The 13,831-nt window shown below is 34.6% G+C and carries 11 protein-coding genes; 10 read left to right on the forward strand and 1 reads right to left on the reverse strand.

Annotated features, from left to right (window positions below):
* The first annotated feature begins 21 nt into the window (after positions 1-21).
* The 4 genes from HWX64_RS02770 (at position 22) to HWX64_RS02785 (ending at position 3,127) form a co-directional block, all read left to right on the forward strand.
* Positions 22-270: a hypothetical protein gene (locus tag HWX64_RS02770; RefSeq protein ID WP_175987060.1), complete on the forward strand. Its 249-nt coding sequence runs from the start codon at positions 22-24 to the stop codon at positions 268-270.
* Between the two features lie 102 nt (positions 271-372).
* Entirely contained in the window at positions 373-810 is a 438-nt protein-coding gene (locus HWX64_RS02775) for a hypothetical protein (RefSeq protein ID WP_175987061.1), read from the forward strand.
* Positions 811-1,040: 230 nt separating this feature from the next.
* Positions 1,041-1,745: an ankyrin repeat domain-containing protein gene (locus tag HWX64_RS22160; RefSeq protein WP_175987063.1), complete on the forward strand. Its 705-nt coding sequence runs from the start codon at positions 1,041-1,043 to the stop codon at positions 1,743-1,745.
* A gap of 380 nt (positions 1,746-2,125) precedes the next feature.
* Positions 2,126-3,127, forward strand: coding sequence for a phage/plasmid replication protein (locus HWX64_RS02785; RefSeq protein ID WP_175987065.1), 1,002 nt, complete (start codon positions 2,126-2,128; stop codon positions 3,125-3,127).
* 102 nt (positions 3,128-3,229) lie between these two features.
* Here the strand turns inward: HWX64_RS02785 and HWX64_RS02790 are convergent, their stop codons facing one another.
* Complete coding sequence (locus HWX64_RS02790; RefSeq protein WP_175987067.1) at positions 3,230-3,733, reverse strand: hypothetical protein; 504 nt, start codon at positions 3,731-3,733, stop codon at positions 3,230-3,232.
* 213 nt (positions 3,734-3,946) lie between these two features.
* Between HWX64_RS02790 and HWX64_RS02795 the strand changes: the two genes are divergently transcribed.
* The 6 genes from HWX64_RS02795 to HWX64_RS21840 all read left to right on the forward strand — a co-directional run bounded on the left by HWX64_RS02795 (position 3,947) and on the right by HWX64_RS21840 (position 13,755).
* Complete coding sequence (locus tag HWX64_RS02795; protein WP_175987069.1) at positions 3,947-4,522, forward strand: restriction endonuclease subunit S; 576 nt, start codon at positions 3,947-3,949, stop codon at positions 4,520-4,522.
* Between the two features lie 4 nt (positions 4,523-4,526).
* Positions 4,527-6,053, forward strand: coding sequence for a type I restriction-modification system subunit M (locus HWX64_RS02800; protein WP_175987071.1), 1,527 nt, complete (start codon positions 4,527-4,529; stop codon positions 6,051-6,053).
* Positions 6,054-6,064: 11 nt separating this feature from the next.
* The gene (locus HWX64_RS02805; protein ID WP_175987073.1) at positions 6,065-7,324 is read left to right on the forward strand and encodes a restriction endonuclease subunit S; all 1,260 of its coding nucleotides are present in this window, start codon (positions 6,065-6,067) and stop codon (positions 7,322-7,324) included.
* Positions 7,325-7,367: 43 nt separating this feature from the next.
* Positions 7,368-10,475: a type I restriction endonuclease subunit R gene (locus tag HWX64_RS02810; RefSeq protein WP_175987075.1), complete on the forward strand. Its 3,108-nt coding sequence runs from the start codon at positions 7,368-7,370 to the stop codon at positions 10,473-10,475.
* Between the two features lie 13 nt (positions 10,476-10,488).
* Positions 10,489-11,214, forward strand: coding sequence for a M48 family metallopeptidase (locus HWX64_RS02815; RefSeq protein WP_175987076.1), 726 nt, complete (start codon positions 10,489-10,491; stop codon positions 11,212-11,214).
* Between the two features lie 105 nt (positions 11,215-11,319).
* Positions 11,320-13,755, forward strand: coding sequence for a YecA family protein (locus HWX64_RS21840; RefSeq protein WP_175987079.1), 2,436 nt, complete (start codon positions 11,320-11,322; stop codon positions 13,753-13,755).
* Positions 13,756-13,831: the final 76 nt, after the last annotated feature.

Consider the following 13,831-nt stretch of genomic DNA (forward strand, 5'->3'; position numbering starts at 1 on the left):
AAACAAAAGGTTGGGATAAAAATGAACAAGATGACAGATGTAATAAAAAAACAATCACCAGATATATGGAAATGGGCTGGAACACAAATTTCCGCACTCTCTTGTAGCGAAACGCTTATCGACGAAATGATAGAAAATGAGAAAAAGCAACTTGAAGAAAGTGGGAGAGAGCTGTTGGATGTACATGTTTTTAAGTCGGAGGAAAGGGTTTTTCCGATTGTAGGGATTGAATTTTTAACAAAGCCTAAACAAACGGGGAATGTAGATTAGCTACTTTTAAAGAAGAAAATCAAAGTGAATGTCTAGTGATTCCAATGTTAATGGGAATAACGAAATAGACTAATCAATATGGAAAATAGGAAGTGAAACTAGATGGATAAAGTAAATAACCAGAATGTTCCCTTATTGCATATTTACCCACAAAAACTTCCTCATGATGATGTAGTAATTGTTTCAAGTAGAACAGCTTTATTAAGACTACAGAAGAGTATAGAGAACGCACTTGAAAAGGGGGAGGGGGATTGTGTAGTAACCACTTCTGATTTCGAAAGGTATGAAATGAAAATAATACTTAATGACGAGGGGCTACAAGCAGATTTTTGGCGTAGGTTACAGTTGCCACATTTTGAAATTGATGAAAGTAAAGTGGGAGAAATCCTTACCATTGAAGACATTATTGGTTTTGATATAAAAAATTCAGAGGATTTAAGAAAGGTTAAGTCAGTAATGGAGGAATACCGAAAATATAGTCAGGAGATGACTGAAAAGATGAAGCAATTTGCAAAAAGGAACAAACTAAGGGACGAATAGAGTAGAAGAGATAGAAAAGCGAAAGGAATTGTAAACGGATGAATAGTTTTTGAACTTAACCATTTACGTCAAGCTATGTATATCGAAATGGATATCGTTAAACAAAGTTTAAAAGAGTACAAAAAACTATTAGAAAAAGGTAAATTGAAAACGAATAATAAGATGAATGTTCCAGAATGAGACACCAAAAATACATTAGTACCCTTGCAGGGAAAGGGGGAAATACAGGTATGGAATATTTAAGAATATTAGATGCAAATGAAATGAAAGAACTTTATGGATATGTACATAAACACGGTGTAAATCAAGAAATAAGTGGTGCTAGTCTTTTATACTGGGCCGTATATTGCAACAATCAATCGTTTGTTATAAGACTGTTAGAGATGGGTGCTGATCCAAACCATAAAGATTCTAATGGAAGAAGTATCCTATCTATAGCTTGTTATTTTGGTTTTATAGATATTTCAAGGCTTTTGCTAAAGTACAATGCTAGGATAGATGTAAGTTGTGTAGAACGTGCTTATCACGGTTGGGACAATCATATCCAGATTGAGACCCTGAATTTGCTTCAGGATTACTGGTTTATCAATCTTTATTTGGATGATCTTCGTGATGTTCCAAAAGGCTTTGTAGGTGCTAGAACGGTAGGGGAAGCAATTTCATTAATGGAGAATAACTGTATACACACTCTTTCACTAGATCATGACTTAGGGATGGATGATGAAGGGAACTTGCGAAAAACAGGTTACGATTTAGTCAAATATGTATGTGAAAAGGGAATAAGGCCAGCAAATAGAATCTACTTACACACCGATAATGTTGTAGGCAGAGAAAATATGTATCAAACCCTACTTGCAGCACAAAGAAAAGGGTTCATTGATACAGACATTAAAATTTTTTGTTATCCATTTACTAGAAATAGATATTCAGGTTAACAGTATTTAAGGATAATGATTTAGTAAAACGATTTATTTGTTAATACAAGTAAATAGCTAATAAACGAAGCCGTAAGAATCCAGCTCTTACGGTTTTTTTCTGTAACCATATATTTGTAATCTAATAAGACAACGGGAAAATACTGTACCTTTACTATTATGCAAATACTGTAATGTTGTTGAACGATTTTATGAGGCCACTTATGAATATTTTTTTCATAACTTCAGTAGTATGCTTTACTTCATGATCACATTGGTTTTTATCAATGTGTTGGAAAGTCATTTAAATTAGTTTGGGTCGGGAAAAATAAAGCTAAGAGAGCCCTTGATAATAAAGGGTTTCTTTACTCCCAAGACCGAGAATAAAGGAGATGGTTTAATTGATTCACACATTCGAAATTATGATACTCATAAGCTACGAAGACTTTCATCACCTCTTTTCTATGTACGGTGTTAGATTAAACAAATACCATTATGTCCGTGCAGCAGTTAAAGAACTAAATAAAGAAATAAAAAAAAGTCTTCCAGCGTATGCAATTACCCGCACTTGGGAGCAAGTGAACGGTGATTGGAATTTGCAATTGAAGGTCGATGCTATAAAGATGTTGAATAGAGGGACAATTACAGAAGAAGACTATGAATTGATAGAGTTAGATATTCGTAGATTCCTTATCCGACATTTTGGGCATTCTGATTATTTTGATTCACATACACTTACAAGAATTGATTATAGAATGGATGTGGAATTACCGAATCCAAAAGACCGGGAGCTGTTATTTCATTTACTTGAAAAATATACTGCTAAGTATGCCTTCAAAGAAAAAATCAATTGGGGCAAGGATGAAAATGGCAACCCTGTTAAATATGAAACTTCGCAATACCATAAATGTAAAAGTATTGAGTTGATCATTTATGATAAAGAAGAAGAACGAATTGCAAATAACGAAGAAATCCAATCGTATGATTCTGGACGTATCAGGTACGAATTGAGATTGAAAAATTCCCATCTGAATAGCATGAAAAGAAAAGACAAAGGAAAAGGTAGACCAAAGGAATTAAAAAGCTACTTTTCGTACCAGTTATGGAAAGAGTACATGGAAAAGCACGTACTACCAATTGTTCATAGAGGTGATTATTTTAAGATCACTGAAGCCGAAAAAATCATTGAAAACAGTAATTTCTCAAAAAGGAAAAAAGATGACCTTCGTGCATTCCTCGTAATGATCTCCAGAGGGAATATAGACACCCCTAAACAACACATGTCCCTACCTACCTATCGAAAATACCTTCGAGATCTTGCTTCTATCGGAGTAAGCCCCATCCTCATTCCAAAAAACCGCACCGATTTCCCCAATTGTTTAAAAAATCCATTAAAAATCTAAGCATAAATGAAAATAACATTGAAGGTGTCTAAAATGTGTTGTACCCAACGCATTAGACACCTTTTTTATGTAAAAATAACACAAAAAGACGAGAGCATTTTATTACTCTCGTCCGTTTTCTGGTTTATACCTATTCATTGCATCAATTAGTGCTTGTGCGATGACATCTTGAGTTTTTAAATGGGGAAAATACTCTTCGCAAAATCCGGTAAAAGCCTCGTAAATCGGATTATTCATTCGGATGCTTTTATTGACGAACTCTGCATCCTTACTGTAGATGCGTTTATCAAGGAGTAATAGCCCTTGTTCCTCAAATTGTTGAATTACCTTTTTCAAGGTATCTACATGATTTTTGATGAATGCTATCTCATCACTTTCTCCATTTTGTGGGTTTTTCACCCTTTCCTCTTCGGAACGAACAAATGGATAGTATTGCTTGTCTGCTTGATGGTACAGATAATCCCCCTCTCGCATGAGTTTGCTGAATGATCCACTTGGGATCCCGATGGTTTCGCATATTTCCGCTAGACTATGCTTTTTTAACATCGTATTGACTTCTTGTACTCTTTTTGCTGGTGGCATTGTAATGATTGTGTCTTTATCCATATACACAACCCCTTTCTTATAATGAAGTTAATACATTATAGACTCAAATTTTTTGGGTATAACTGTATTTCATTTGTTATTTATTTCTATAGAGTTAGGTTCATTACCAGTAAGGATTGACTTTGGTTAAATTAAAGTTATATACTGTATTTAACGATTATTGTTAAATATTATATTTAACATTATATTTAACGTATGAAGAGGAGGTGTAACATGCATCTTGGTGAGATTGCCCAAATAAAGACTGGATTGGTATTAAGTAGGAAGAAGGCAGAATTTGAATATGATGCAAAGGCTAGATACAAACTTTTGTCTCTCAAAAATATAAGTGAAGATGGGGCAATTGTTAACGAATTATTTGATGAATTCATCAGTAATGATGACTTAGATGATCATTACTTTACTGAAGAATGCGATGTACTAATGCGGTTAAGCCAACCTTATACAGCAGTGTTTATAGATAAAGACCATACTGGTTTATTGGTTCCGTCATACTTTGCTATCATAAAGGTGAATGAAACTAAAGTTTTACCACAATATGCAGCATGGTATCTAAATACATTGAATGTAAAGAAGGAATTGGAGCGTTCTCAAGCAGGTAGTAGGATTCCTAGCACAAATCAACATGCAATAAGAAATATTCCTATTATGTTAACGTCCATCTCTAAACAACAAATGTTGATTGAGCTTTTCCAGCTACACCAAAGAGAAAAAATGCTTTATAAGAAATTGATTGAAGAAAAAGAGTTGCTCTTTCAGGGAGTTACTCAGCAAATAATAGGAGGATAAAAGAATGATTGAACAGACATCACAAGAAAAAATCAATAGTGTATTATGGCAGGCGGCAGACACCTTTAGAGGAAAGATTGACTCTTCTACATACAAGGATTACATCCTTACTACGTTGTTTATTAAGTATTTAAGTGATTCCTACAAAGAGAAAGTAGAAGAATATTCAAACCGTTACAATGGAGATGAACAGCGTATTCAACGAGCTATATCAAGAGAACGTTTTGTGTTGGATGAAACGTCAACATTTGACTATCTGTATAGCAAAAGAAACGACCCAGAGATTGGTGAGATCATAAACAAAGCATTAGAACGAATTGAAAATGAAAATACAGGAAAACTTCGTGGTGTATTCCGTAATATAGACTTCAATAGTGAGGCAATTCTTGGTAAGGCGAAAGAACGTAATGCAATGCTACGTTCTTTATTGGAGGATTTTAATCAACTATCGTTAAGACCGTCCCAATTAGGTAATGAAGATATTGTTGGTAATGCTTATCAATACATGATTGGATTATTTGCTTCTGATGCAGGGAAAAAAGGTGGAGAATTCTACACACCTGCTGAGGTTTCAGAACTTCTGGCACGATTAGTTAAACCGCATGAAAATGATCGTATTTATGACCCAACTTGTGGCTCTGGTTCTTTATTGTTAAAAGTAGCTAAACAAGTACCTAGTAAGAAGGTAGCGATTTATGGTCAAGAACGTAATGGGGCAACTCATTCATTAGCATTAATGAATATGTATTTGCACGGGATAGATGATGCAAAGATTGAATGGGGTGATACATTAGCTAACCCATTGCATTTGGATGAAGGCAAATTAATGAAGTTTCAAGTCATTGTTGCAAATCCTCCTTTCTCATTAGATAAGTGGGCGATGGGATTTGCTGGTGAAGGAAATGATAAGAAATTTAAAATGGAGCCAGGGCTTGATCAATACAGAAGATTTGAATGGGGAGTTCCACCAAGTTCAAAAGGGGACTATGCGTTTGTACAACACATGCTCTATTCATTAGCTGAAAATGGACGGATGGCTACAATTTTGCCTCATGGAGTATTATTCCGAGGTGCAAGTGAAGGGAATATCCGTCAGCAAATTATTAATATGAACCTTTTAGATGCTGTTATTGGATTACCAGAAGGACTATTCTATGGTACTGGAATTCCAGCATGTATTATGGTATTTCGAAAAGACCGTTCACGTAAAGATGTTATATTCATTGACGCTTCCGGTGAAGGAAACTATGAAAAAGGGAAAAACCAAAACAAATTAAGAGAGCAGGACATTGAAAAGATTTTTGCAACGTATGAGAAGAGGGAAACCATTGATAAATATTCGTATGTGGCAACATTTGATGAAATTAAAGAAAACGACTATAACCTAAACATCCCACGGTATGTTGATACGTTTGAAGAAGAGGAACCCGTCGAAATGGCTACGGTTAAGGAAAATATTGAGAATATTAAACAAGAGATTCATGAAGTTGAAAGACAAATGGAGAAGTATTTGAAAGAGTTGGGATTGTAGGTGAAAAGTATATGAATGACTTAGTGAATACACAACTTGTTAGTAGAATAGGTCAATTCCCAAAAGATTGGAGAATAACTAAAATTGGGGAAATAGCCTCTGTAACAAAGTTAGCTGGTTTTGAGTTTACAGAACACATTACTTATAAAGATGATGGTGAGATTATTGCTCTAAGAGCACTTAATTTGAAAAAAGGGAAGTTGGATTTAAGTGATGTTAAGCGTATTGATAAAAGTGTATCCGAGGGTTTAATGCGTTCAAAATTGTTTAAAGATGACATTGTTTTTTCTTATGTTGGTACAATTGGTGAAGTGGCAAATATAGAAGAAGATGATAAGTATCACCTGGCTCCTAATGTTGCAAAAATTGTTGTTAATAAAAAATATGATTCAAAGTATGTAACTTACTATCTTGTATCACAAAATGCTAATAAGGAGATAGAAAGATTATTAACAACTTCTTCTCAACCGGCGTTATCAATGGGAAATATTAGAGAAATCCAAATCCCGATTCCACCGCTTGTAGAACAACAAAAAATTGCTTCAATCCTCTCAACTTGGGATAAGGCGATTGAGTTAAAAGAAAAGTTGATTGAGCAGAAAAAAGAGCAGCAAAAAGGGTTAATGCAGAAGTTGTTGACAGGAAAAGTTAGATTATCAAATTTTAATGGGGAATGGAGAGAAACTAAACTCGGTGAAATAGGGAAGTTCCTCAAAGGTAAAGGAATTTCCAAAAATGAGACAGTGGAAAAGGGAATAAATTGTATTCGTTATGGTGAAATATACACTTCACACCATTTTTACATCAAAGAATTTTACTCGTTTATTACAAAAGAGGTTGCTCATAAAAGTACCAAAATAATAAAAAATGACCTGTTATTTGCAGGATCAGGTGAGACTGCAGAAGAGATAGGGAAGGCTGTTGCGTACTTAGGGAATGATGAGGGATACGCTGGTGGTGATATAATAATTTTACGACCAACAATGGATGTGGATAGTCTGTTTTTATCATATATGGTTAATACAGGAACTGTTGCCTTTGAGAGAGCAAGGTTAGGACAAGGGCACTCTGTAGTGCATATATACCCTTCAAATTTAGCAAATCTAAAAATTTTACTACCTCCAATTGATGAACAGAAGCAAATAGCAGATTTGCTAAAACAATTTGATAAGAATATAGATTTGATTGAACAAGAAGTCAATGAAATAAGAATGCAAAAGAAAGGCCTTATGCAATTGCTTTTAACAGGAAAAATTCGAATGCAGGTTTAAAACCTTCACTCACTTTCCTATTTTTAGAATTGGAGGTGTTAAAATGACAAGGGAGAAGAGTTATGATGAACGCTTTATTAGCCAAGTTCCAGCTATTGAAGTGTTGCAGGAGCTAGGTTATCAATATTTATCACCGGAAAGAGCGAATCAAATACGTGGAAATCACCATGACGTTTTATTAAAAACGGTTTTAGTAGAGAAACTGAAAGATTTAAATTCTTACGAATACAAAGAGGAAATTCGTAAGTTCAGTGATACCAATATCCAGCAGTCCATTCGAGATTTAGATGAACCGCTAACAAATGGCTTGGTAAAAACAAATGAAGCTATTTACGAAACCATCATGAACGGACGAAGTTATACAGAGTTTTTACCAGACGGTTCAAAGAAATCATTTACTATAAAATATGTTGATTGGAAGAACATTGAAAATAACGTATTTCATGTGGTAGAAGAATTTGAAGTAGAGCGAATGGATGGGCGTGGAACGATAAGACCAGATATTGTCCTGTTTGTAAATGGGATTCCTTTTGTAGTGATTGAGTGTAAAAAGGCATCCATTTCTATGAAACAAGGAATTAGTCAAATGATTCGTAATCAAGGCAAAGATTATGCCCCACAGTTGTTCAAGTTTGTACAAATGGTTATGGCTACAAATAAAAATGAGACACAATATGCAACTTGCAATACACCGAAAAAGTTTTGGTCTGTTTGGAAAGAAGAGAGAGAGTATTGGCTGAATTCTTGGTTAGACAAAACGGTTGAGGGCAGATTACCGACAACACAGGACAAAAATATCATATCCTTGTTCCAACCTGAGAGGCTACTTGAAATCACCAAGTTCTTCACATTATTTGATAAAGATGTGAAGAAAGTGGCACGTTATCAACAATATTTTGCTATTAAAGAAATTATTAAAACAATAGATGAACGGGATGAAAATGGTAATCGTCAAAGTGGTGTTATTTGGCATACACAGGGATCTGGTAAATCACTCACAATGGTGATGTTGGCTAGATATATCTTGGCGGAGCTGCATGATTTTAATCCAAAAGTCGTAGTGGTTACAGACCGAGTGGAATTGGATAAACAAATCCATAAAACATTCCGCCATTCAAGGTTAAAGGCGAGTAGAGCTACTTCAGGCGGTCATTTGGTAGAATTAATCAATGACAATAATTCGGATATTGTTACAACATTGGTTCACAAGTTTGATTCGGCATCAAGTAAGCAAAAACCTATAGAATCTAGGGATATTTTTGTACTGGTTGACGAGTCGCATCGAACTCAATATGGAGAACTTCATATTAAGATGAAAAAAGTCTTTCCGAATGCTTGTTATTTAGGATTTACAGGGACCCCACTGATGAAGAAAGAAAAAAGTACAATGATAAAGTTTGGAAAACTCATTCATAAGTATACGATTGCTGATGGAGTTCGTGATAATGCGATTGTTCCTTTACTATATGAAGGGAAAATGGTGGAACAATCGGTTAATCAAAAAGCAATTGATAAACGTTTGGAAATGATTACTCGAAATCTAAATGATAAGCAAAAAGAAGAAGTAAAGCAAAGATGGAGCAAATATGAAAAACTTGCTTCATCTGAACAACGGATTTATTTAATTGCGGAAGATATTAACAAGCATTTTTTGGAGAACTATAAGACACAGGGAAGCCAATTTAAGGCGATGTTGGCTACCAATAGTAAAATAGAGTCTATTCGCTATTTGGAGGCATTTGAAGAGTTTGAGGACTTAAACTGTGCTGTCGTAATCTCTCCACCTGACCAACGTGAAGGGCACGAAGCAGTTGATGAGGAATCGAAAGATAAAATTCAGCGTTTTTGGAAACGGATGATGAACCGCTATGGGACTCCTGAGAAGTACGAAGATGGAATTAAAGATGATTTTGTTAATGGTGATGATCTTGATTTACTGATTGTCGTTGACAAGCTGTTAACGGGCTTTGATGCCCCTAGAGCAACGTTGCTATATGTAGATAAGCCGATGAAGGAACACACGCTTCTACAAGCTATTGCACGTGTAAATCGACTATATGAAGGAAAAGATTATGGATTAATCATTGATTATCGTGGTTTATTAGATAAACTTGATCAAGCAATGCAGATGTATTCTGGTGCTGGTCTGGAGAATTTTGATCCAGAAGATTTAAAAGGTGCCATTTACGATGTTATTAGTGTCATTGGTTCATTACGTCAGTATTACTCCGATTTATGGCAAATCTTTGCTCCTGTTAAGAACAAAAATGATCGGGAAGAATATGAGGTATTGTTGGAGGATGAAGAAGGCAGAGAAGGGTTTTATAACGTTTTAAGCAACTTTGGGCGAAACCTTGGAATCTCCTTAGAGTCGGAAAAAATCTATAATGCCTTGCCTCCAGAAGAGTTACAAAAGTACAAAAAGGATTTCAAGTTTTTCCAGGACTTGCGGAAAAGTGTGAAGCTACGATATTCGGATACGATTGACCATAAAGAATATGAAGCAAAAATGCAGAAGTTGATGGATAATTATATTTCTGCAGAGGAAGTTATTCGTATTACCAATCCAGTAGATATTTTAAATGCAAAGGCTTTTGAAGAGGAAATAGAACGACTTGGTTCCAAACGAGCGAAAGCAGATGCCATCCGTACTCGTTTAACAAAAAGTGTTCATGCAAAATGGGACGAAAACCCATCCTATTACAAAAAGTTTTCTGAACGTATACAAGAGGCCATTCAAGAATATCGAGACAAACGGATTTCTGAGGCTGAGTATTTGAACCGTATGAAGGACATTATGAAGGATTACCAGAGTGGTCAATCAACTGAGCATTATCCTAATGTGATTAAAGAAAATCGAAATGCACAAGCCTTTTATGGCGTTACAAGGGATATTTTGGGTGAAACAAAAGAATCTGCTACAAGCTATAACACTAATAATCTGGGGGACTTGGCACAGAAGATGGATGAAATCATAAAAGAACATCAAAAAGTTGATTGGCATGATAACTTAGAGATTCACAATCGAATTGCTCAAGAATTGGATGATCTTCTTTTTGATTTTAAAGAAAAGTACAGTTTGGAAATTGACTTTGATACAATTGATAAAATCATTGAGCAAATCAAAACGGTTGCTCTAAGACGTTACTAAGGCAGGGAGCAGCATGGAAAAACATCAAATTGAGTACGCCAATAATGTCATAGATTTCATTATTAAGCGGAAACAAGTCAAAAATGTAAACCTTAATGTCAAACCAGACATGACGATTGAGGTTACTGCAAATGACAGAGTGCCGTTAGATTTTATTTCCGATTTTGTTAAATCAAAAGGCTCATGGATTCTTAAAAATGTTGGGAATTTTAATGATGTACAGCCTTTGAAGCAAAGTGAAAGAGAATATGTCAGTGGCGAGACGTTTAAGTATTTGGGAAAGCAATACCGCTTACGAGTACAGCAGTCAATGGAAGAAGAAGTAGTGAAATACTTCCGAGGCTTCATTTATTTGTACGTGAAGAAAACAGATAATGTTAGCCGAAAATCGAAATTGATGGACGAATGGTATCGTGAAAAAGCCCAAATGACATTCAATGAATCATTAGAGAAAATGTATCCACTGGTGCAAAAATACGGAGTGGAGAAGCCAGAAATTGATATAAGGTTGATGAAAGCACGATGGGGTTCAGCACTAACCGAAAAAAACACGGTACTTCTAAATACTGAGCTTATAAAGGCACCAAAATACTGTATTGATTACGTGGTTCTTCATGAATTAATTCATTTTAAGTATAACGATCACAGTGATAACTTCTATCAGATGCTTTTTTCATTAATGCCTGATTGGGAAAAGAGAAAAGCGATATTGGATGAAGAAGTTGTGAAGGATTTATGAGATGAACTATATAGTGATGAACACAACAGAAAGAACAACAGAAGGTAGTTCCTATATATAGGTGCTGCCTTTTACACATTTTGACTATTTAGAGGAGGGATTATATTGGGGAAAAGTAAAACAAAGCAACGAAGACCAGATGATTACGTAAGATATGGACCTATTGAACTTGCTAGATTTGGCAAGGAAGTTGTTATGCGGAACAACATGACCGATGAAGAACATCAAGACTATATCAATAGTCTTGCAGACCAGTACCAAGAAATAAAAGATAGAATAGACCTACTTGTTAATGAAATTCGTGATTTAGTGGCAAGTTGCAATCCATTAGCATTATTACAGCAAAGCTATTGGAGTATGTTTATGTCTATGTTAAATAAAACATCTGAATTTCAGTATGGCTTTGACCAAATGATTGCAGTTCGAATGATAGATTATGTACAAAGTGTTCTTGTTTCAACTGATTCGATAAAAAGTAATGATGAAGAAGGAGATACAGATAAGTGGCATTTGATTTATGAAAAAGTTGCTGAGTTGTACAGAAGTATAAGCCATTTTCATATCTGCCACTCAGTTTACTTACAAAAGACAGACCCAAACTACAATGAAGGTTATAATTCTCTTTATGTACAAGCACAAGAATTAAGAACTACAGTAAGAGGTCAAAGATACCCAGTTTTTGAGTTTCCTCACTACCTTGATTTATTATTACCGCATGATGAAGTCTTTCAAGAACTTTTTGGAATAAGCATTGAAGAATTTCTAAAAGGTATTGAGAAAATGCAAATGTCCTTGATGTGTGGAATGAACAATTTAATAGAAGATTTAGATCATATGATGGAGAAGACTGCCCCTATAATTGAACAACAATTCGATAATGTTCAGAAAAATTCTACTGAAAAAGTGGAAAAATTATTTGAAGAATTGGGTTTAAAGGAAAAAAGAGATTCTTTTAATGGGCGATTTTTTGGATATGATTTATTCGATGTAGAGAAAGTAACAGGGCTACCTAGAGCATTAATAGAGGAACTATCATGGAATTTGGGTGAAGAAACAAGTTTTTACTCTGATGGTGAATATACAGGTTGGCCATTAAGAAGGTTACCTATTGAAGAACGTCCTTTTATTTGTATAGAGGACAAGATTTATTGTTTTGAATATTATAGCCTTTTTGATAACTTATACAGGGTAATTCAAAGATTAATAACTAGGCTTAAACCGGAATACAAAAAAGATTGGAACGAGAAACAAAAACAGGTTTCAGAAGAATTACCATTTGAATTGTTCCGCAAGTTACTTCCAAGATTAGAATCCCATAAATCAATTTATTATCAGAGCAATACGGGTAATACTGGAAAAAAACAATGGTGTGAGTGTGACGGGATCATAGAATTTGATAGTCATTTAATTGTTATAGAAGTGAAAGCAGGTTCGTTTACCTATACTCATCCTTCAACTGATTTTAGTGCTTTTATTAAATCCATAGAAAATCTAGCAAAAAAACCTCATGAACAAGCAACTAGATTCATAGAGACCTTAAAAGAAGAGGGGAAAGTAATCGTTTGTAATGAGGAACACGTACCGATAAAAGAATTAAAATATGATGATTATAGGCATATAACTTCATGTAGTGTTACTATTGATAATTTTAACGAGTTTGCTGCACGGATTGATAAACTATCACCCATTGGGATTCAACTTGGTGATTTACCGTCATGGAATATCTCAATTGATGAGTTACGGGTTTACGCTGACTACTTTGAATCACCTAGTATTTTTCTTCATTTCTTGGAACAAAGATTAAAAGCAGCACAATCTCCTGATTTAGAGGTTATTGATGAGCTTGACCATTTGGGCATGTATATTGAACACAACCGCTATCTTAATACTGCCAAATTGGGAAATGGAAACCGTATACTATGGCATGGGTATAGGGAAGAATTGGATAATTACTTTTCTTTACTTGTTTTTCCTGACATAGAAAAACCAAAGAAACCACAACAGGAAATACCCGTGAAGATGCAAGAAATTATAGACATATTAGAAAAACAAGGAAAAAGTGGATTTACCAGGGTAGCAAGTACACTTCTGGATATAGATTTTGAATTAAGAGTAGAGTTAGATAATAAAATGAATACATTATTGGAAAGACAAGCAGATGTGAATAGAATTATGCCATTAAATATCTTTGAAGATTCAAAGATTACTCTTATTTGCAATCAAGATGAAATTAGTAATTTCAGAGGGGATAAAGCAAAAGAATATGTATTAGCAACAATGTTAAAACCTAATGATGACAATAGATTGGCTTTGTATTTAGACTACAATTCTAAAGGGAAATTGTATAATGTGGATTTCGAATATCTAACTAAGGACGATATACCGCCTGAAAGAGAAGCAGAACTTATTGAGTTATCGGAAAGGTATGCTCAACAACGAATTCTATCATACAAAAAACAAACTGGAATAAAGAAAATAGGAAGAAATGATCCATGTCCGTGCGGAAGTGGCTTAAAACACAAAAAATGTTGTGGTAAATAAAATGTTATAATATTTTACTGTTTTCTTTTATCTTAAAAAGCATTGGAAGGAATCGAATCCATCCAATGCTCATTTT

This window comes from Bacillus sp. Marseille-Q1617 (genome assembly GCF_903645295.1).
In the GTDB taxonomy this organism is placed as follows: domain Bacteria; phylum Bacillota; class Bacilli; order Bacillales; family Bacillaceae_B; genus Rossellomorea.